The 19,478-nt window shown below is 61.2% G+C and carries 17 protein-coding genes; 14 read left to right on the top strand and 3 right to left on the bottom strand.

What is annotated here, in order from left to right:
- Nucleotides 1-132: 132 nt before the first annotated feature.
- From NTD88_RS21585 to NTD88_RS21535, 11 genes are all read left to right on the top strand, one after another.
- Nucleotides 133-2,904, top strand: coding sequence for an LPS-assembly protein LptD (locus tag NTD88_RS21585; protein WP_262153385.1), 2,772 nt, complete (start codon nucleotides 133-135; stop codon nucleotides 2,902-2,904).
- Nucleotides 2,885-4,201 carry a peptidylprolyl isomerase SurA gene (gene surA / locus NTD88_RS21580; RefSeq protein ID WP_095156153.1) on the top strand — a complete coding sequence of 439 codons (1,317 nt, stop codon included), beginning with the start codon at nucleotides 2,885-2,887 and terminating at the stop codon, nucleotides 4,199-4,201. The genes NTD88_RS21585 and surA overlap by 20 nt, the downstream gene beginning before the upstream one ends.
- A complete protein-coding gene (gene pdxA / locus NTD88_RS21575) occupies nucleotides 4,198-5,187 on the top strand; it encodes a 4-hydroxythreonine-4-phosphate dehydrogenase PdxA (protein WP_095156154.1) in 990 nt (329 codons plus the stop codon). Before surA ends, pdxA begins: the two co-directional genes overlap by 4 nt.
- Nucleotides 5,184-5,990 carry a 16S rRNA (adenine(1518)-N(6)/adenine(1519)-N(6))-dimethyltransferase RsmA gene (gene rsmA, locus NTD88_RS21570; RefSeq protein ID WP_262153386.1) on the top strand — a complete coding sequence of 269 codons (807 nt, stop codon included), beginning with the start codon at nucleotides 5,184-5,186 and terminating at the stop codon, nucleotides 5,988-5,990. The genes pdxA and rsmA overlap by 4 nt, the downstream gene beginning before the upstream one ends.
- Before the next feature lie 99 nt (nucleotides 5,991-6,089).
- Nucleotides 6,090-6,470 carry a Co2+/Mg2+ efflux protein ApaG gene (gene apaG, locus NTD88_RS21565; protein WP_095156156.1) on the top strand — a complete coding sequence of 127 codons (381 nt, stop codon included), beginning with the start codon at nucleotides 6,090-6,092 and terminating at the stop codon, nucleotides 6,468-6,470.
- On the top strand, nucleotides 6,470-7,327 hold the full coding sequence (locus NTD88_RS21560) for a symmetrical bis(5'-nucleosyl)-tetraphosphatase (protein ID WP_095156157.1): 858 nt from the start codon (nucleotides 6,470-6,472) through the stop codon (nucleotides 7,325-7,327). The genes apaG and NTD88_RS21560 overlap by 1 nt, the downstream gene beginning before the upstream one ends.
- A gap of 32 nt (nucleotides 7,328-7,359) precedes the next feature.
- Nucleotides 7,360-7,689: a thiosulfate sulfurtransferase GlpE gene (gene glpE, locus NTD88_RS21555; RefSeq protein WP_095156158.1), complete on the top strand. Its 330-nt coding sequence runs from the start codon at nucleotides 7,360-7,362 to the stop codon at nucleotides 7,687-7,689.
- A gap of 281 nt (nucleotides 7,690-7,970) precedes the next feature.
- Nucleotides 7,971-9,893, top strand: coding sequence for a PrkA family serine protein kinase (locus NTD88_RS21550; protein WP_095156159.1), 1,923 nt, complete (start codon nucleotides 7,971-7,973; stop codon nucleotides 9,891-9,893).
- Between the two features lie 136 nt (nucleotides 9,894-10,029).
- Nucleotides 10,030-11,301 (top strand): YeaH/YhbH family protein, encoded by a 1,272-nt coding sequence (locus NTD88_RS21545; RefSeq protein ID WP_095156160.1) that lies wholly within the window; start codon nucleotides 10,030-10,032, stop codon nucleotides 11,299-11,301.
- Nucleotides 11,298-12,860, top strand: a complete 1,563-nt coding sequence (locus NTD88_RS21540) for a SpoVR family protein (RefSeq protein ID WP_095156161.1) — start codon at nucleotides 11,298-11,300, stop codon at nucleotides 12,858-12,860. The genes NTD88_RS21545 and NTD88_RS21540 overlap by 4 nt, the downstream gene beginning before the upstream one ends.
- A 60-nt stretch (nucleotides 12,861-12,920) precedes the next feature.
- Complete coding sequence (locus NTD88_RS21535; RefSeq protein WP_262153387.1) at nucleotides 12,921-14,150, top strand: multifunctional CCA addition/repair protein; 1,230 nt, start codon at nucleotides 12,921-12,923, stop codon at nucleotides 14,148-14,150.
- A 15-nt stretch (nucleotides 14,151-14,165) separates the two neighbouring features.
- Here the strand turns inward: NTD88_RS21535 and folK are convergent, their stop codons facing one another.
- Together folK and folB are read right to left on the bottom strand one after the other, a co-directional pair.
- Nucleotides 14,166-14,681: a 2-amino-4-hydroxy-6-hydroxymethyldihydropteridine diphosphokinase gene (gene folK, locus NTD88_RS21530; RefSeq protein ID WP_262153388.1), complete on the bottom strand. Its 516-nt coding sequence runs from the start codon at nucleotides 14,679-14,681 to the stop codon at nucleotides 14,166-14,168.
- Nucleotides 14,672-15,025 carry a dihydroneopterin aldolase gene (gene folB, locus NTD88_RS21525; protein WP_095156164.1) on the bottom strand — a complete coding sequence of 118 codons (354 nt, stop codon included), beginning with the start codon at nucleotides 15,023-15,025 and terminating at the stop codon, nucleotides 14,672-14,674. Before folB ends, folK begins: the two co-directional genes overlap by 10 nt.
- Before the next feature lie 74 nt (nucleotides 15,026-15,099).
- Between folB and plsY the strand changes: the two genes are divergently transcribed.
- The gene (gene plsY / locus NTD88_RS21520) at nucleotides 15,100-15,669 is read left to right on the top strand and encodes a glycerol-3-phosphate 1-O-acyltransferase PlsY (protein WP_262131217.1); all 570 of its coding nucleotides are present in this window, start codon (nucleotides 15,100-15,102) and stop codon (nucleotides 15,667-15,669) included.
- A 26-nt stretch (nucleotides 15,670-15,695) separates the two neighbouring features.
- Here the strand turns inward: plsY and tsaD are convergent, their stop codons facing one another.
- Entirely contained in the window at nucleotides 15,696-16,721 is a 1,026-nt protein-coding gene (gene tsaD, locus NTD88_RS21515) for a tRNA (adenosine(37)-N6)-threonylcarbamoyltransferase complex transferase subunit TsaD (RefSeq protein ID WP_095156166.1), read from the bottom strand.
- A 201-nt stretch (nucleotides 16,722-16,922) separates the two neighbouring features.
- On the opposite strand from tsaD, the gene rpsU reads away from it, so the two are divergent.
- Together rpsU and dnaG are read left to right on the top strand one after the other, a co-directional pair.
- Nucleotides 16,923-17,138, top strand: coding sequence for a 30S ribosomal protein S21 (gene rpsU, locus NTD88_RS21510; protein WP_002551877.1), 216 nt, complete (start codon nucleotides 16,923-16,925; stop codon nucleotides 17,136-17,138).
- 324 nt (nucleotides 17,139-17,462) lie between these two features.
- Nucleotides 17,463-19,439, top strand: coding sequence for a DNA primase (gene dnaG, locus NTD88_RS21505; RefSeq protein ID WP_262153389.1), 1,977 nt, complete (start codon nucleotides 17,463-17,465; stop codon nucleotides 19,437-19,439).
- The last annotated feature ends 39 nt before the right edge of the window (nucleotides 19,440-19,478 follow it).

The raw sequence follows: 19,478 nt of genomic DNA, 5'->3' as shown, positions 1-19,478 counted from the left end.
CGGGACGCATTTCGTAGAGAGCCTAGCCGCCAAGCGGGTCATGCTTTATTATCCAGCATCTTTTTCAGACCATCGAGAGGCGTGCGGCCCCACACGCGGGCAGATGGCACGCAGGAAGCCCGGACTAATAAGATGGCATTGAAATCCCCCGCGTTTCGTAGAAAATTCCCGTTGCTGGTCACCGGCGGTTTGCTGGCACTGCAACCCCTGGCCACGTCGTACGTGGTGGCCGCCGAGCAGTTCGACTGCCAAGTTTCCGCTTCCGGTAGCTGGGACTGCAAGCCCAAGACCAGCGTGAACGCCCTTCCGCCGCGCCCGGTGCACGACGGTGCGGCCGTCAGTTCGGCCAATGCCACGCCAGAGCAGGTCGCCGCAGGCACTGCCGAGGCGAAAGGCACCGGCACCACGCTGGTGACCGAGAGCAAAGGTCGTGGACTGAAGTCCCGCAGCGCCGATTACAGCCACCTGGACTGGGTTCCGCGTGACAAGCTGACTGCGGCGCAACTCGCCGAGACCGGCCCGTACTGCTCCGGCGCCTATATTGAACCCACCCGTCCGGGCATGGATGACAGCACGCCAAAGGACGAGTCGCCGACCTTCATCGGCGCCAAGGTCTCTCGCTACCAACAGGAACAGCAGATCGCCACCCTCGCGGGTGACGTGGTCATGCGCCAGGGCAGCATGCAGGTCGAGGCCGACGAGGCCAACCTGTACCAGGCCGAGAACCGCGGCGAGCTGAGCGGCAACGTGAAAATCCGCGACAACGGTTCGCTGGTGGTGGGCGATCACGCCGACATCCAGCTCGACACCGGTGAAGCCAAGGTCGACAACGCCGAATACGTGATGCACAAATCGCGCATCCGCGGTAACGCGCTGTACGCCAAGCGTGCCGAGAACGCCATCATTCGCCTCAAGGACGGTACCTATACCACCTGTGAGCCGAACAGCAACGCCTGGCAGCTCAAGGGCAACAACATCACTCTGAACCCGGCTACCGGTTTCGGCACCGCGACCAACGTCACCCTGCGGGTCAAAGATATTCCGGTGTTCTACACCCCGTATATCTACTTCCCGATCGACGATCGTCGCCAGTCCGGCTTCCTGCCACCGTCCTTCAGCACCAGCAGCGATACCGGCTTCATGCTGGTCACGCCGTACTACTTCAACCTGGCGCCAAACTACGACGCCACCTTGTACCCACGCTACATGGCCAAGCGCGGCTTGTTGATGGAAGGCGAATTCCGCTACCTGACCAAGTCCAGCGAGGGGCAGTTTGGGGGGGCGTGGTTGAATGACAAAGATGACGAGCGCAAGGAGATGTCCGATTACAAGGACCAGCGCTGGATGATCAACTGGCAGCATAAAGGTGGGCTGGACTCGCGCCTGCTGACTGAAGTCGACTACACCGACATCAGCGATCCTTACTACTTCCAGGATCTGGAATCGGACCAAATTGGTGTGGAAAGCACCGACTACGTCAATCAGCGCGCGGGGCTGAGCTGGCGCGGCGATAGTTTTACGGCTGGATTGAACGTCCATGCCTATGAAATGGCGAACATCTCAACGATTACACCCTATAACCGCCTTCCACAGGTGTTTGCTTCCGGTGTGCTCCCTTACAAACCGGCGGGCCTGAATTTCGCTTACAACACCGAGTTCGTGCGTTTTGAACGCAGCCTGCGCTCCGGTGACTTTAGCAACGAAAAAGGCGAGCTTTCCTCTTGGTATGACAACAACGTATCAGGCTTGGCTCGCGCCAACGGTAACAGGGTCAACCTGGCGCCAGAGGTCAGTTTGCCGATGGACTGGACCTACGGCTTCCTCAAGCCGACGCTGAAGTATGTCCATACCCAGTACGATCTGGATCTGGACTCGAGAGGCAGAAGTCAGGTTGCCAGCTACGACCAAAGCCCGAGCCGAAGCATCCCCGTTGCTAGCCTGGACAGCGGTCTGTACTTTGATCGCAACACTCAGTGGTTTGGCAAAAACTATCGCCAGACCCTTGAGCCACGTCTGTACTACCTCTACGTGCCATATAAAGATCAGAGCGATATTCCGATCTTCGACACGAGCGAGTCGACCTTCAGCTATTCCTCTCTCTTCCGCGACAACCGCTTCAGCGGTAATGACCGTATCGGTGACGAGAACAAGCTCTCTCTGGGTCTCACTAACCGCTGGATCGAAGAGAACGGCTTTGAACGCCAGCGCTTCAGTATTGGCCAAGCACTGTACTTCAAGGATCGCAAGGTTCAATTGCCTGGCATTGACGGAAGTATCCGCCAGGATTCGACCTCTGACGTGTCGCCCTATGCCATGGAGTACGAACTCCGCTTCAATCGTGACTGGCGTGTGACTTCCGACTTCAACTGGGACCCGGATACGCGCAGTACTCGTTCCGGAAGCGCCATGTTCCACTACCAGCCTGAAGATAACGTCAACAAGATCGTCAACTTCGGCTACCGCTACCGTAATGATCTGGTCCGTTACGACCAAACCACCGGTAAATGGTCAGTGGGAGGCGGCGACTACGGAACTCCAGGCCAACCGGGCTACGTCAAGGACTACTACAAGATCCAGCAACATGACTTCTCCGTCATGTGGCCGATCGTTCCGCAGTGGACCGCAATCGCTCGCTGGCAGCACGATTACAACCGCAACCGCACCCTGGAAGCCTTCGGTGGTTTCGAATATGACAACTGCTGCTGGAAGCTGCGTCTGATCAACCGCTACTGGGTCGATTACGACGAATTCAGCCAGGACGCACCGCAAAACGAAAAAGGCGACCACGGCGTCTTCCTGCAGATCGTGCTGAAAGGCCTCGGTGGTGTAGTGGGCAACAAGGTTGAGTCGTTCCTCGATCAAGGCATTCAAGGTTACCGTACACGTGAAGACCAAGCTTATTGATTGTCTGCGCCCGCTAGTGCTGGGCGCCGTGATGTTGAGCAGCACCGCGCACGCCGCGGTGCAGACCCTGGACAAGATCGTCGCCATCGTCGACAACGACGTGGTCATGCAGAGCCAACTGGACCAGCGCGTCCACGAAGTTCAGCAGACCATCGCCAAGCGGGGCGGCGCGGTGCCGCCTACCAGCGTGCTCGACCAGCAGGTGCTGGAACGTCTGATCGTCGAAAACCTGCAACTGCAGATCGGCGAACGCTCCGGCATCCGCATCACCGATGAAGAACTCAACCAGGCCATCGGCACCATCGCCCAACGCAACAACATGAGCCTGGAGCAGTTCCGTGCTGCCCTGGCCCATGATGGTCTGTCGTTCGATGACGCCCGCGAGCAGGTTCGTCGCGAGATGATCATCAGCCGCGTCCGCCAGCGCCGGGTTGCCGAGCGCATCCAGGTGTCCGAGCAGGAAGTGAAGAACTTCCTCGCTTCGGATCTGGGCAAGGTGCAGCTGTCGGAAGAATACCGTCTGGCCAACATCCTGATCCCGACTCCGGAAAGCGCCAGTTCCAACGCGATCCAGGCCGCTGCCCGTCAGGCCGGCGAGATCTATCAGCAGCTCAAGCAAGGCGCCGACTTCGCCCAGCTGGCAATCGCCCGCTCTGCTAGCGAAACCGCGCTGGAAGGCGGCGAGATGGGCTGGCGCAAAGCGGCCCAGTTGCCACCTCCATTCGACAAGATGCTCGGTTCCATGGCAGTTGGTGACGTCACTGAGCCGATCCGTACGCCAGGCGGCTTCATCATCCTAAAACTGCAGGAAAAGCGCGGCGGCCAAACCCAGCTGCGTGATGAAGTCCATGTACGCCACATCCTGATCAAGCCAAGCGAAATCCGCAGCGAAGCCGAGACCAAGGTCCTGGCCCAGCGCCTGTACGATCGCATCCAGGCGGGTGAAGACTTTGCCGAACTGGCGAAGAGCTTCTCGGAAGACCCGGGCTCGGCGCTCAACGGCGGCGACCTCAACTGGATCGACCCGAATGCCCTTGTACCCGAGTTCCGCGAAGTCATGGCCCACGCCCAACAAGGCGTAGTGTCCAAGCCGTTCCAGACCCAGTATGGCTGGCACGTACTGGAAGTCCTTGGTCGTCGCGCCACTGACAGCACTGCCCAGGCCCGCGAGCAACAGGCCATGACCGTACTGCGCAACCGCAAGTACGACGAAGAGCTGCAAAGCTGGCTGCGTCAGATCCGCGACGAAGCCTACGTCGAGATCAAGCTTCCTGGCGCCGAACAGGCAGCCCAGTGAAACCTCAGCGCTTCGCCATCACACCCGGCGAGCCGGCCGGCATAGGTCCTGACCTTTGCCTGCTGCTCGCCTCGCAAGCCCAGCCTTATCCCCTGATTGCCATCACCAGCCGTGACCTGCTCGCCGAGCGGGCCACGCAACTGGGTGTGGCTGTCGAACTGCTGCCAGTCAGCCCCGCTGCCTTCCCCGATCAGCCCGCCAAAGCCGGCAGCCTGTACGTTTGGGATACGCCACTGGCGAACAAGGCAGTCGCGGGCACGCTGGACAAGGCCAACGCCGCCTTCGTCCTGGAAACCCTGACCCGCGCCGGGCAGGGCTGCCTGGACGGGCACTTCGCCGGCATGATCACCGCCCCGGTACACAAGGGCGTGATCAACGAGAGCGGCATCGCTTTCTCCGGACACACCGAATTCCTCGCCGAACTGACCAACACCGCCCAGGTCGTCATGATGCTCGCCACCCGAGGCCTGCGCGTTGCCCTGGTGACAACCCATCTGCCCCTGCGCGATGTGGCCGACGCCATCACTGTCGAACGCCTCGAGCGGGTCACGCGGATCCTGCATGCCGACCTGCAACAGAAGTTCGGTATCGCCGCTCCGCGCATCCTGGTCTGCGGACTCAACCCGCATGCCGGCGAAGGTGGCCATCTGGGTCGCGAGGAAATCGACATCATCGAGCCCACGCTGGAACGCCTGCGTGGCGAAGGCATGGACCTGCGCGGTCCGCTGCCCGCCGACACACTGTTTACCCCCAAATATCTGGAGCACTGCGATGCAGTGCTGGCGATGTACCACGACCAAGGCCTGCCCGTGCTCAAGTTCAAGGGCTTTGGCGCCGCACTGAATGTCACCCTCGGCCTGCCGATCATCCGCACTTCGGTGGATCACGGTACCGCTCTGGACCTTGCCGGCACCGGCAAGATCGACACAGGCAGCCTGCAGGTCGCACTGGAAACCGCCTACCAGATGGCCGAGACCCGACTATGACTGAGCAATACCAACACCGGGCGCGCAAGCGCTTCGGTCAGAATTTCCTGCACGACGCTGGCGTGATCGATCGAATTCTGCGCGCCATCAATGCCAAGGCCGGCGAACACATCCTGGAGATCGGCCCTGGCCAGGGCGCCCTGACCGAAGGCGTGCTGAGCAGCGGCGCGCAACTGGACGTGGTGGAGCTGGACAAGGACCTGGTGCCGATCCTCAACCAGCAATTTGCCGACCGCAGCAACTTCCGCCTGCACCAGGGCGACGCGCTGAAGTTCGACTTCACCACACTCGGCGCCGAACCACGCGCCCTGCGGGTGGTCGGTAACCTGCCGTACAACATCTCCACCCCGCTGATCTTCCACCTGCTGAACAACGCCGGCCTGATCCGCGACATGCACTTCATGCTGCAGAAAGAAGTAGTCGAGCGCCTGGCCGCAGGCCCTGGCGGCGGCGACTGGGGACGCCTGTCGATCATGGTGCAGTACCACTGCCGGGTCGAGCACCTGTTCAACGTCGGCCCGGGCGCATTCAATCCGCCACCGAAAGTCGACTCCGCGATCGTACGCCTGGTGCCTCACGAAACCCTGCCTCATCCGGCCAAGGACCACCGCCTGCTGGAGCGCGTCGTTCGCGAAGCCTTCAACCAGCGCCGCAAGACCTTGCGCAACACCTTGAAGGCCCTGCTCAGCAGCGATGCCATCGAAGCCGCCGGTGTCGACGGCAGCCTGCGTCCCGAGCAGCTCGACCTGGCCGCGTTTGTCCGTCTGGCGGACAAGCTGGCCGAGCAAGCGCCGGCCAAGTAATACAAGCCCGGCCAGCTTCCGTCTGAAGCTGGCCGGCGCACCGGCCAATGGCCTAGACTGACTCCTTCGCAACATCCGCTTGTATTGAAGGCCCCTCGCATGTCCGAACCGCGCTATCAGGTCGACGTCAGCGTCGTCACCCGCTTCCTCCCGGAACAGTCCAACCCCGAGAACGAGCAGTTTGCGTTCGCCTATACCATCACGGTGAGCAACAACGGCGCCCTGGCGGCCAAGCTGATCTCCCGTCACTGGGTCATCACCCATGGCAGCGGCAAGGTGGAAGAGATTCGCGGAGACGGCGTGGTGGGGCAGCAGCCACTGATCGCACCGGGCCAGAGCCACACCTACAGCAGCGGTGCGGTGCTGTCCGCCAAGGTCGGCACCATGCAAGGTAGCTACCAGATGTTCGCCGAAGACGGCGTGCGCTTCGAAGCGGTGATCGCGCCGTTCCGCCTTGCCGTTCCCGGGGCCCTGCACTGATGGCGACGTATGCCGTCGGCGATCTGCAGGGTTGCCTGGAGCCGCTCAAGTGCCTGCTCGAACGGGTCAACTTCAACCCCGCCGTCGATCGTCTGTGGCTGGTGGGCGATCTGGTCAACCGCGGCCCGCAGTCCCTGGAAACCTTGCGCTTCCTCTATGGCATGCGCGACTCGCTGGTCTGCGTGCTGGGTAATCACGACCTGCACCTGCTGGCGGCCTGGCACAACATTGAGCGACTGAAAAAGAGCGATACCCTGCGCGAAGTGCTCGACGCACCGGACGCACCGGAGCTGATGGACTGGCTGCGCCAGCAGAAGCTGCTGCATTTCGACGAAGCCCGCGGCACGGTGATGGTTCACGCCGGCATTCCACCGCAGTGGACCCTGGCCAAGGCCCTGGCCCTGGCCGCCGAGGTCGAAGAGGTATTGCGCGACGACAACCGCCTCAAGCCTTACCTGGACGGCATGTACGGTAACGAACCGGCCAAGTGGAACAAGGACCTGACCGGCGTCACCCGCCTGCGCGTCATCACCAACTACTTCACCCGCATGCGCTTCTGCACCGTGGACGGCAAGCTCGACCTCAAGGGCAAGGAAGGCGCCGACACCGCCCCGCCCGGCTACAAGCCCTGGTTCGCCCACAAGGACCGCCGCTCGCGGCACGTGAAGATCATCTTCGGCCACTGGGCGGCCCTTGAAGGCCGCTGCAATGCGCCTGGGGTCTTCGCCCTGGACACCGGCTGCGTGTGGGGCGGCGCCATGACCCTGATGAATGTCGACAGCGGCGAAATCCAGCGCTGCGACTGCAAGCCCAAAGGCCCCTCGGCCCCACCTGCCACGCCCCACACAAACGGCTAGAATGGCCCGCCACTGCTGAAGGAAACCGCCCCATGAGCGAATTCAAACGCATCCCTCCCGAGCAGGCCCAGGCGCTGCGTGAACAAGGCGCGGTCGTGGTCGACATTCGCGACCCTCAAAGCTACGCCACTGGCCACATCGCAGGCTCCCATCACCTGGACAACCAGTCGGTTGCCGACTTCATCCGCAACGCCGACCTGGACGCCCCCACCGTGGTGGTCTGCTACCACGGCAACTCGAGCCAGAACGCGGCGGCGTACCTGGCTGGCCAGGGCTTCTCGGAGGTCTACAGCCTCGACGGCGGTTTCGAGTTGTGGCGCGGCACCTACCCGGCGGAAACCAGCCAAGGGACGTCCGAATAATTTTTTAAATTCCCCGCAGCCCGCGTCCCGTGCGGGCTCGCGCCTGACCAGACGAACGGTCATGGCGAACTTATCGCCCTTCCGTCCTTGACCTCCCGGATTCCGAACTATCCTTAAGCCCAGGCCATCCAAAAAGGGGAGAGCCGGTACACCGGCGTGCGGGTCATCGGTAGCGATTTCAAGGTGTTCTGGGGGGTATACAGCAATCGTCCATCCCGATTGCATGCCAGCATCAGCTGACTGATCCGGCGTCGGCTCCACGTATCGAGCGAGGTGACGTCATGAGTATTTTTAGCCACTTCCAACAACGCTTCGAGTCCACCCGTCAGGAAGAGCTCTCGCTGCAGGAGTATCTAGAGCTCTGCAAGAACGACCGCAGCGCATACGCCTCGGCGGCTGAGCGCCTGCTCATGGCCATCGGGGAGCCGGAACTGGTCGACACCTCGAACAACTCCAGGTTGTCGCGAATCTTCTCCAACAAGGTCATCCGGCGTTATCCGGCCTTCGAGGATTTCCATGGCATGGAGGAATGCATCGATCAGATCGTTTCCTACTTCCGCCATGCCGCACAGGGTCTGGAAGAGAAGAAACAGATCCTTTACCTGCTCGGCCCGGTAGGTGGCGGTAAATCGTCCCTGGCGGAAAAACTCAAGCAACTGATCGAGAAGGTGCCCTTCTACGCCATCAAGGGCTCGCCGGTCTTCGAGTCACCACTGGGGCTGTTCAATGCCACCGAGGATGGCGCGATTCTGGAAGAAGACTTCGGCATCCCGCGTCGCTACCTGAGCACCATCATGTCGCCTTGGGCGACCAAGCGCCTGGCCGAATTCGGCGGCGATATCAGCCAATTCAAGGTGGTCAAGCTCTACCCTTCGATCCTCAACCAGATCGCCGTGGCCAAGACCGAGCCGGGCGACGAGAACAACCAGGACATCTCGGCCCTCGTGGGCAAGGTGGATATCCGCAAGCTCGAGGAATTCCCGCAGAACGACGCCGATGCCTACAGCTATTCGGGCGCGCTGTGCCGGGCCAACCAGGGCCTGATGGAATTCGTCGAGATGTTCAAGGCGCCGATCAAGGTCCTGCACCCGCTGCTGACCGCGACCCAGGAAGGCAACTACAACAGTACCGAAGGCCTGGGGGCGATCCCTTACTCCGGGATCCTGCTGGCCCACTCCAACGAATCGGAATGGCACAGCTTCCGCAACAACAAGAACAACGAGGCGTTCATCGACCGGATCTACATCGTCAAGGTGCCGTATTGCCTGCGCGTCAGCGACGAGATCAAGATCTACGACAAACTTCTCTTCAACAGCTCCCTGGCCAAGGCGCACTGCGCGCCCGACACCCTGAAAATGCTGGCCCAGTTCACCGTTCTCTCGCGCCTCAAAGAGCCGGAAAACTCGAACATCTATTCGAAAATGCGCGTCTATGACGGTGAAAACCTCAAGGACACCGATCCAAAGGCCAAGTCGATCCAGGAGTACCGCGACAGCGCTGGCGTGGACGAAGGCATGAACGGCCTGTCGACCCGCTTCGCCTTCAAGATCCTGTCGAAGGTGTTCAACTTCGACCCTCATGAAGTGGCGGCCAACCCGGTTCACCTGCTGTACGTGCTGGAACAACAGATCGAGCAGGAGCAATTCCCAGCCGAAGTGCGCGAACGCTACCTGCGCTTCCTGAAGGAATACCTGGCGCCGCGCTACATCGAGTTCATCGGCAAGGAAATCCAGACCGCTTACCTGGAGTCCTACAGCGAATACGGCCAGAACATCTTCGACCGCTATGTGCTGTACGCGGACTTCTGGATTCAGGATCAGGAATACCGCGATCCGGAAACCGGCGAGATCCTCAACCGCATCGCGCTCAACGAAGAACTGGAGAAAATCGAGAAGCCGGCCGGCATCAGCAATCCGAAGGATTTCCGCAACGAGATCGTCAACTTCGTACTGCGCGCCCGGGCCAACAACAACGGCAAGAACCCGACCTGGCTCAGCTACGAAAAACTGCGGGTGGTCATCGAGAAGAAAATGTTCTCCAACACCGAGGACCTTCTGCCCGTCATCAGCTTCAACGCCAAGGCCAGCAAAGAGGATCAACAGAAACACAACGACTTCGTTACGCGGATGGTGGAGCGCGGCTACACGGACAAACAGGTTCGCCTGCTCTCGGAATGGTACCTGCGGGTCAGAAAATCCCAGTAAAAGCTGCAAGCAGTAGGCCACAAGCCACGAGCTGGTCGCGGGTGCCCAAGGCACACCGCGCAGCTCATGGTGGCGGCGGATGCTTTTACTTGCAGCGCGTAGCTTGACGCTTGCGGCTGCATTACCGGAGGGGCCCATGAGCTATGTAATCGACCGACGCCTGAACGGCAAGAACAAGAGCACGGTCAATCGCCAGCGCTTTCTGCGGCGTTACCGTGACCACATCAAGAAAGCCGTCGAGGAAGCCGTAAGCCGCCGCTCCATTACCGATATGGAACACGGCGAGCAGATCAGCATTCCCGGACGCGATATCGACGAACCTGTTCTTCACCACGGACGTGGTGGCAAACAGACCGTGGTTCATCCTGGGAACAAGGAATTTACTGCTGGCGAGCACATTCCGCGCCCACAAGGCGGCGGGGGCGGCGGCGGCCGTGGCAAGGCGGGCAATTCCGGCGAAGGCATGGATGAGTTCGTTTTCCAGATCACCCAGGAAGAGTTCCTCGAATTCATGTTCGAAGACCTGGAACTGCCCAACCTGGTCAAACGCCACCTGACCGGCACCGACACCTTCAAGACCGTACGCGCCGGCATCAGCAACGAAGGCAACCCGTCGCGCATCAATATCATCCGCACCCTGCGTTCGGCCCATGCCCGGCGCATCGCCTTGTCCGGCAGCAGCCGCGCGCGCCTGCGCGAGGTACGGGAAGAGCTGGAACGGCTGAAACGCGAAGAACCCGACAATTTCGGCGACATTCAGGAAATCGAGGCGGAAATCGAGCGCCTGAGCGCCCGTATCCACCGCATCCCCTTCCTTGACACGTTCGACCTCAAGTACAACCTGCTGGTCAAACACCCGAACCCGAGCTCCAAAGCCGTGATGTTCTGCCTCATGGACGTTTCCGGCTCCATGACCCAGGCCACCAAGGACATCGCCAAGCGCTTCTTCATCCTGCTGTACCTGTTCCTGAAGCGGAATTACGACCGTATCGAAGTGGTATTCATCCGCCATCACACCAGCGCCCGCGAAGTGGACGAAGAAGAATTTTTCTATTCACGCGAAACCGGCGGCACCATCGTCTCCAGCGCGCTGAAATTGATGCAGGAAATCATGGCCGAACGCTATTCGGCCAGCGAGTGGAACATCTACGCCGCCCAAGCTTCGGACGGTGACAACTGGAACGACGATTCGCCCATCTGCCGGGAGATCCTCAGCAAGCAGATCATGCCGTTCGTGCAGTACTACACTTACGTCGAAATCACGCCCCGCGAACATCAGGCCCTCTGGTACGAATACGAACGTATCGGCGAAGCCTTTGCTGACACGTTCGCCCAGCAACAGTTGGTGTCGGCCGGCGATATCTATCCGGTCTTCCGTGAACTCTTCCAGCGCAGGTTAGTGACATGACCGCCAGAGAGCAGAAACGCCATCCCATTTCCACCGGGTCCGAGTGGACGTTCGAGCTCATCCAGGCTTATGACCGCGAGATCAGCCGCCTGGCAGAGCGCTACGCCCTGGACACTTATCCCAACCAGATCGAAGTGATCACCGCCGAGCAGATGATGGACGCCTACGCCTCGGTGGGCATGCCGCTGGGTTATCACCACTGGTCCTACGGCAAGCACTTCCTGAGCACGGAAAAATCCTATAGCCGCGGTCAAATGGGCCTGGCCTACGAGATCGTGATCAACTCCGACCCCTGCATCGCCTACCTGATGGAGGAAAACACCATCTGCATGCAGGCCCTGGTGGTGGCTCACGCCTGCTACGGGCACAACAGCTTCTTCAAGGGCAACTACCTGTTCCGCACCTGGACCGACGCCAGTTCGATCATCGATTACCTGGTGTTCGCCAAGCAGTACATCACCCAGTGCGAGGAGCGCCACGGCATCGACGCCGTGGAAGACCTGCTGGACTCCTGCCACGCCCTGATGAACTACGGCGTCGACCGCTACAAACGGCCCTACCCGATTTCCGCCGAAGAAGAGCGACGTCGGCAGAAAGACCGCGAAGAACACCTGCAGAAGCAGATCAACGACCTGTGGCGCACCATCCCTAAAGGAGCTGACAAGTCCAGCGACAAGGACGCCGGCCGCTTCCCTGCCGAGCCTCAGGAGAACATTCTCTACTTCATCGAGAAACATGCGCCGCTGCTGGAGCCCTGGCAGCGTGAGATCGTGCGCATCGTGCGCAAGATCGCCCAGTATTTCTATCCACAGCGTCAAACCCAGGTAATGAACGAAGGCTGGGCAACCTTCTGGCACTACACGCTGATGAACGACCTGTACGACGAAGGCCTGGTCACTGACGGTTTCATGATGGAATTCCTCCAGTCCCACACCAGTGTGGTGTTCCAGCCCGGCTTCGACAGCCCCTACTACAGCGGCATCAACCCCTATGCGCTGGGGTTTGCCATGTACACCGACATTCGCCGCATCTGCGAGCACCCAACCGAAGAGGACCGCCGCTGGTTCCCCGACATCGCCGGCAGCGACTGGCTGTCCGCCATCAAGTTCGCCATGAGCAGCTTCAAGGACGAGAGCTTCATCCTGCAGTACCTCTCGCCCAAGGTCATTCGTGATCTGAAACTGTTCAGCATCATGGATGACGATCAGCGCGACGACCTGCTGGTCCCGGCAATCCATGACGAGAGCGGTTACCGCGTCATTCGCGAAACCCTGGCGGCCCAGTACAACCTCGGCAACCGCGAACCCAACGTGCAGATCTGGAGCATCGACCGCCGCGGCGATCGCTCGCTCACCCTGCGCCACCAACAACACGACCGCAAACCACTGGGCGACTCCACCGAGGAAGTCCTCAAGCACCTGCACCGTCTCTGGGGCTTCGATATTCACCTCGAAACCCTGCAGGGCGAGCAGATCATGAAAACCCATCATGTTCCGCCACGGGGGGAGCACTCAGACGGTGACCACGGTCGCCTCGATCTCGCCGTCGTCCACCTGTAACCCAGGCAGCCTCCGTGATGTCACACAGGTTATCCTGTGGGGCATCTACGGAGGTTTTTCATGCAGATTTACAAAGTCGGCGGCGCCGTGCGCGACCGCCTGCTCGGCAGGCCGGTCACCGACAACGACTGGGTGGTGGTTGGAGCCACGGTCGAACAGATGCAGGCCCAGGGCTTTCGCCCGGTAGGCAGCGATTTCCCGGTGTTCCTGCACCCCAAGAGCGGCGAGGAATATGCCCTCGCCCGCACCGAGCGCAAGAGTGGCGTTGGCTACGGCGGCTTTACGTTCCATGCCAGTCCGGAGGTCACCCTTGAGCAGGACCTGATCCGCCGCGACCTCACCATCAACGCCATGGCCGAAGACAGCGACGGTAATCTGACCGATCCCTACAACGGCCAGAAAGACCTAGAAGACCGCATTCTCCGCCATGTTTCCCCCGCGTTCGCCGAAGATCCTTTGCGAGTCCTGCGCGTGGCCCGCTTCGCCGCGCGCTTCGCCGGGCTCGGTTTCACGGTGGCCCCTGAAACCCTGGAACTGATGCGTCAGTTGAGCGAATCAGGTGAATTGCAGGCCCTCACCGCAGAACGCAGCTGGAAAGAAATTTCCCGCGCAATGATGGAAGATGCCCCCCAGGTATTCATTCAGGTCCTACGCGACTGCGGCGCACTCAAGCAACTGATGCCCGAGCTGGACGCCCTGTTCGGCGTGCCCCAGCCGGCCGCCCATCACCCGGAAATCGATACCGGCGCCCATACGCTTGCGGTGCTGGAACAAGCCGCGCGGCATGAGCATCCACTGACCGTGCGCTGGGCCTGCCTGCTCCACGACCTGGGCAAGGGCACCACGCCGGAAGCCGAATGGCCCCGACATATCGCCCATGAACATCGCGGCCTGAAATTGATCGAAGCGGTCAACCAGCGCTTCAAGGCACCGCGCGACTGCCAGGAGCTGGCGCTGCTGGTAGGCGAGTTCCACACCCACGGCCATCGCGCCCTGGAACTGAAGCCCTCGACCTTGCTGGAGCTGCTGCAACGTTTCGACGTGTATCGGCGCCCACAGCGGTTCGAAGAATTTATTGCCGCTTGCGAAATGGATGCGCGGGGTCGGCTGGGGCTGGAGGATCGTGCTTATCCACAGGCGGAATATCTGCGCGGCGCGGCTGCGGCGACGAGAGAAGTGGCCGTGCAGCCGTTGGTGCAGCAGGGCTACACCGGGCAGGCACTGGGCGAAGCACTGAAGAAAGCGCGTCTGAATGCGCTGAAAGCCTACAAGGAAAACGCCGCGACCTGAGTTCGCGGCGCTCGATCAGAGCCCTTGCGGAGTCAACTGCCGGTCGCTCCAGAGGAACGGCACGGGGGCGAGGACCTGGTCGATCTGCGCCTCGCTCCATAGCTGCGCCATGGTCTTGCCGGCGCCCGGATGCAGCAGCGTCGGCGCTATCAGCGATAGCGGCCACAGAACGAAAGCGTTTTTCAGAATTTCGGCACGGGGCAGGATCAGGCCGTCGAAGTTGCCGTGAAGGTCGCCGTACATCAGCACATCGATGTCCAGCGGCAGCCCTTTGCGCTCCGGCGCATAGCGGCCGTTGTCGGCCTCGATGAACTTGAGCCGGCGATCCAGTTCGATCAGCGGCAGATCGGTCATGCCGGTCACCACCAGATTGAAAAACGGCCCGCTCTTGATGCCCACCGCCTGACTTTCGAAGACGGCGGAACACTCCATTTGCTGGAGAAAACCGGCCAGTGCGTCGAGGCCGGCACTGAGGTGCCGTTCGCGCTCGACATTACTGCCGAGGCCCAGGTAGACCCGTATCAGAGGCATCCGCGCTCGATCTCCACACCAACTCCCGAGGCCGCAGGCACCGCGCCGGGCTTGGTCAGCTTCAAGTGCAGCCATGGAATGTTGAACTCCGCCATCAGCACCTGGGCCAGACGCTCGGCGAAGGTTTCCACCAACTGGAACTGCGTCTGTTCGGCAAATGCCTGGATTCGCGCCGAGACGCTGGCATAGTCCAGGGCGAGGGTGAGGTCGTCTCCCGCTGCCGCCGGGCGATTATCCCAGGCGAACCGCAGGTCCAGCCGCAGGCACTGGCGAATGCCACGTTCCCAGTCGTAGGCACCGATCACGGTGTCGACTTCCAGCCCCTCGATGAACACTCTGTCCAAGCACTTCTCTCCACAGCACGACAAGGGCGCCTTGCGCCGTTAGAATCAGGGCGTCCTCGCCCGGAATAGTTAGCATGTTTTGGTTACTGGCGTTATTCGCCTACCTGCTCGGCTCTCTGTCCTTCGCCATCGTCCTCAGCCGCCTGAGCGGTAGCCCGGACCCGCGCCTGAGCGGTTCAGGCAATGCCGGCGCCACCAACATGTTGCGTCTGGCAGGGCGGAAACTGGCGATCCTGACCCTGCTTGGCGACCTGTGCAAGGGGCTATTGCCCGTACTGCTCGCCCATTCGGCTGGCCTGGACCAACAAGAGCAGGCCTGGATCGGCGTCAGCGCGGTCATCGGCCACCTGTTCCCGGTGTACTTCCGCTTCCGCGGCGGCAAGGGTGTCGCCACCGCCGCCGGCATGCTGCTCGGCCTCTACCCGCCGGCCGCCTTGCTGGCCATCAGCAGTTGGCTGCTGACCTTCTACCTGACCCGCACCAGCTCGCTGGCCGCCCTGATCGCAACACCCCTCACCCTGCCACTGCTGGCCTGGCGCGAGCCTGAAGCGTTGTTGCCAATGAGCCTGTTGACCTTGCTCATCGTCTGGCGTCATCGCGGCAATCTACGCGACCTGTTCGCCGGGCGCGAACGGCATTTCTGAACGCGCCGAATGAACAGGATTCACCTTCAGATCGCCTGCAACTGTTCCATCGGCCAGCGTGCCTGCACGCTGATCGCCAGGCTTTCCTTCTGGCCCGCCGCCAGGCGCTGGCATCCCGCATAGGCAATCATCGCGCCGTTATCGGTGCAGAACTGCGGCCGGGCGTAATACACATTGCCCTTCAGGCCTGCAGTCATATCTTCGAGGGACGCGCGCAACGCCTTGTTGGCGCTTACACCGCCAGCGATCACCAGGCGCTTCAGGCCGGTCTGCTGCAATGCGCGACGGCACTTGATGGTCAGAGTCTCTACCACCGCCTTCTCGAAGGCCAGGGAGATGTCGCAACGGGTTTGCTCGCCGTCGTCCCCAGCGCTCTTGCACTGCTGCCAGGTATTGAGGGCGAAGGTTTTCAAGCCACTGAAGCTGAAATCCAGGCCCGGGCGATCGGTCATCGGCCGCGGGAATACGAAGCGGCCGGGCACGCCCTGGGTTGCCAGGCGCGCAATTTCAGGACCGCCCGGATAATTCAGGCCGATCAGCTTGGCAGTCTTGTCGAAGGCCTCGCCTGCGGCGTCGTCCAGCGACTCGCCGAGCAGCTCGTAACGGCCAATGCCATCGACCCGCACCAGTTGCGTATGGCCGCCCGACACCAGCAAGGCGACGAACGGGAATTCCGGAGGATGCTCTTCCAGCATCGGCGCCAGCAGATGACCTTCCATATGGTGGACGCCCAACGCCGGAATATCCCAGGCAAAGGCCAGGGCCTGGGCGCAAGAGGCGCCCACCAGCAGCGCACCGACCAGGCCGGGGCCGGCCGTGTAGGCGATCGCATCGATCTCGGTAGGCGCGCAATCGGCTTCGGCCAGAACCTGGCGGATCAGCGGCAGCATGCGCTTGACGTGATCGCGCGAAGCGAGCTCGGGCACCACGCCGCCGTAGACGCGGTGCAGGTCGATCTGGCTGAATAACGCGTCGGCCAGCAGGCCTCGCTCGCTGTCGTAGAGCGCGACGCCGGTTTCATCGCAGGATGTTTCCAATCCCAGTACTAGCATGGGTGTTTGCCTTGTCGAGGCTGAATTCGAAGGCGCGCATGATAGTCCCCGCTCCCGGTGCCGACCAGCGGTTTTCGATCAGAGGCTTTGCATTCCGCCCAGCTAAGAGTTACCATCCGCAACCCTTAAAACCGACGTTACTCCAGTGCACATTTCTGCCACGAGTTCGTTGACCCCGGTAATGAATGAAGGTAGCTCTGGATGCCAGCCGTCAAAGTTAAAGAGAATGAACCCTTCGACGTAGCTCTGCGTCGTTTCAAGCGCTCCTGCGAAAAAGCCGGTGTACTGGCTGAAGTTCGTAGCCGCGAATTTTACGAGAAGCCAACTTCTGAGCGTAAGCGTAAAGCAGCAGCCGCTGTTAAGCGTCACGCCAAGAAAGTTCAGCGCGAACAGCGCCGCGCCGTTCGTCTGTACTAATACAGACATTCGTCGCAAGCTTCTGCCTTGCCCGGCCTACAGCCGGGCTGCCGGCAGATGTTCTGCTGTTTACTCCGGCAGCGACCCAGGTCGTGATGCCAGAGACGCCCAGACTGTTTATCAGCGCGGGCAAGCCTGCTTAAATCGTCAGAACTGGCCTCAACGCCAGCCGTGCACGTCACCACTGACGAGCCCTTACGGGCTGCAGACGAGCACACCCTTCTTTCCGTTTTTGCGTCATGCCATTCGACACCTGCTTCGAATGCACCGTCGTTCCCGCTGCATTAGCGATAGACTTTGTTATCGCCTGACGACGAGAGAGCCATGGCCGGGTTGATTCCCCAAAGCTTCATTGACGACCTTCTGAACCGCACCGACATCGTCGATGTGGTGAGTTCTCGCGTCCAGCTGAAAAAAGCCGGCAAGAACCTCACCGCCTGCTGCCCGTTCCACAAGGAAAAGACCCCGTCCTTCAGCGTCAGCCCCGACAAGCAGTTCTATTACTGCTTCGGCTGTGGCGCCGGCGGCAACGCCCTCGGCTTCATCATGGACCACGACAACCTGGACTTTCCCCAGGCTGTCGAAGAACTGGCCAAGGCTGCGGGGATGGAAATCCCCCGCGAAGAAAGCGGTCGCGGACACAAGCCGCGCCAGCCGACCGATTCGCCGCTCTACCCGTTGCTCACCGCGTCCGCCGAGTTTTATCGCCAGGCCCTGAAAAGCCACCCGACCCGCAAAGCGGCGGTGGACTACCTCAAGGGCCGCGGCCTGTCCGGGGAAATCGCCCGCGACTTTGGCCTCGGTTTCGCCCCGCCCGGCTGGGACAACCTATTCAAGCATCTGGGCAGCGATACCCTGCAACAAAAGGCCATGATCGACGCCGGCCTGCTCATCGAGAACGCCGAATCCGGCAAGCGCTACGACCGCTTCCGCGACCGGGTCATGTTCCCGATCCGCGACAGTCGCGGCAGAGTGATCGCCTTCGGTGGCCGGGTACTCGGCGACGACAAGCCCAAATACCTCAACTCCCCGGAAACCCCGGTCTTTCACAAGGGCCAGGAGCTGTACGGGCTGTACGAGGCACGCAAATTCAACCGCAACCTCGACGAGATCATCGTCGTCGAGGGCTATATGGACGTCATCGCCCTCGCCCAGCAAGGCCTGCGCAATGCCGTCGCAACCCTGGGCACAGCGACCAGTGAGGAACACCTCAAACGCCTGTTCCGCGTGGTGCCCAGCGTATTGTTCTGCTTCGACGGCGACCAGGCCGGCCGCAACGCCGCCTGGCGTGCACTGGAAGCAGCACTGTCGAGCCTGCAGGATGGCCGCAAGGCGCGCTTCCTGTTCCTGCCCGAAGGTGAAGACCCGGACACCCTGGTACGCGCCGAAGGCACCGATGCCTTCCGCGCCCGCATCAACCAGCACGCTCAGCCGCTGGCCGACTACTTCTTCCAGCAACTGACCGAGGAAGCCGATCCGCGCTCGCTCGAAGGCAAGGCCCACATGGCCACCCTCGCCGCACCGCTGATCGACAAAGTGCCGGGCGCCAACCTGCGCGCCCTGATGCGCAATCGCCTGAAGGAAATCACCGGGCTGGACAACCAGCAGGTCGAGCGACTGGCCCAGAGCGCGCCGCTCGAGGCGCCGCCGGCCTACGACCCGGGCATCGACTACGATGCGATTCCGGACTACAGCCAGGACTACAGCGACTTCCACCAGCCGGAGCATTTCCAGCCCCAGCCGCAATGGACGCCCAACCAGGGCGGCCAGCAGCAGAAGAAGAAATGGGACGGCCAGGGCAAGAAGGGCAAACCGTGGGATCGCAATGGCAAACGCCAGGAATTCCACCCGGCATGGGTCCCGACCTCGGTCGAACCACCGACCATCATCGCCCTGCGGACCTTGCTGCATCACCCGGAACTGGCGAGAAAAGTCGAGGAAACCAGCCATTTTGCCGCCGAAGAACATCTTCACGCGCAACTGCTGGTAGCACTGGTCGAAGCGCTGCAAAAAAAACCTGAGCTACGCTCATTACAGTTGATCGCACGCTGGCACGGTACTGAACAAGGCCGTCTGCTGCGGGCGCTGGCGGAAAAGGAATGGCTGATCGATGCCGACAACCTTGAACAACAGTTTTTCGACACTATAACTAGCTTGTCCGCTCGCCAACGCGAGCGCAGCCTGGAACATCTGCTCAGAAAAGCACGTCAAAGCGAATTGAGCGCAGAGGAAAAAAATCAGCTGCGCGACCTGCTGAGTCGCAATGTTCCCGCACAAACCCCGACCTCAACTGGCGCGTGAGGTCCATGCTCGGGTATAATCCTCGGCTTGTTTTTTGCC

The sequence above is a fragment of the Pseudomonas sp. 20P_3.2_Bac5 genome (assembly GCF_025466035.1).
In the GTDB taxonomy this organism is placed as follows: Bacteria; Pseudomonadota; Gammaproteobacteria; order Pseudomonadales; family Pseudomonadaceae; genus Aquipseudomonas.
The sequence above is the reverse complement of the archived record's forward strand: the minus strand, read 5'-3'. Positions and strand labels throughout refer to the sequence as shown.

Coding starts and splice junctions, on each gene's coding strand:
- NTD88_RS21585 (WP_262153385.1), top strand. CDS start 133: ATGGCATTGAAATCCCCCGCGTTTCGTAGAAAATTCCCGTTGCTGGTC.
- rsmA (WP_262153386.1), top strand. CDS start 5,184: ATGACTGAGCAATACCAACACCGGGCGCGCAAGCGCTTCGGTCAGAAT.
- apaG (WP_095156156.1), top strand. CDS start 6,090: ATGTCCGAACCGCGCTATCAGGTCGACGTCAGCGTCGTCACCCGCTTC.
- NTD88_RS21560 (WP_095156157.1), top strand. CDS start 6,470: ATGGCGACGTATGCCGTCGGCGATCTGCAGGGTTGCCTGGAGCCGCTC.
- glpE (WP_095156158.1), top strand. CDS start 7,360: ATGAGCGAATTCAAACGCATCCCTCCCGAGCAGGCCCAGGCGCTGCGT.
- NTD88_RS21550 (WP_095156159.1), top strand. CDS start 7,971: ATGAGTATTTTTAGCCACTTCCAACAACGCTTCGAGTCCACCCGTCAG.
- NTD88_RS21545 (WP_095156160.1), top strand. CDS start 10,030: ATGAGCTATGTAATCGACCGACGCCTGAACGGCAAGAACAAGAGCACG.
- NTD88_RS21540 (WP_095156161.1), top strand. CDS start 11,298: ATGACCGCCAGAGAGCAGAAACGCCATCCCATTTCCACCGGGTCCGAG.
- NTD88_RS21535 (WP_262153387.1), top strand. CDS start 12,921: ATGCAGATTTACAAAGTCGGCGGCGCCGTGCGCGACCGCCTGCTCGGC.
- folK (WP_262153388.1), bottom strand. CDS start 14,681: ATGCCTCTGATACGGGTCTACCTGGGCCTCGGCAGTAATGTCGAGCGC.
- plsY (WP_262131217.1), top strand. CDS start 15,100: ATGTTTTGGTTACTGGCGTTATTCGCCTACCTGCTCGGCTCTCTGTCC.
- tsaD (WP_095156166.1), bottom strand. CDS start 16,721: ATGCTAGTACTGGGATTGGAAACATCCTGCGATGAAACCGGCGTCGCG.
- rpsU (WP_002551877.1), top strand. CDS start 16,923: ATGCCAGCCGTCAAAGTTAAAGAGAATGAACCCTTCGACGTAGCTCTG.
- dnaG (WP_262153389.1), top strand. CDS start 17,463: ATGGCCGGGTTGATTCCCCAAAGCTTCATTGACGACCTTCTGAACCGC.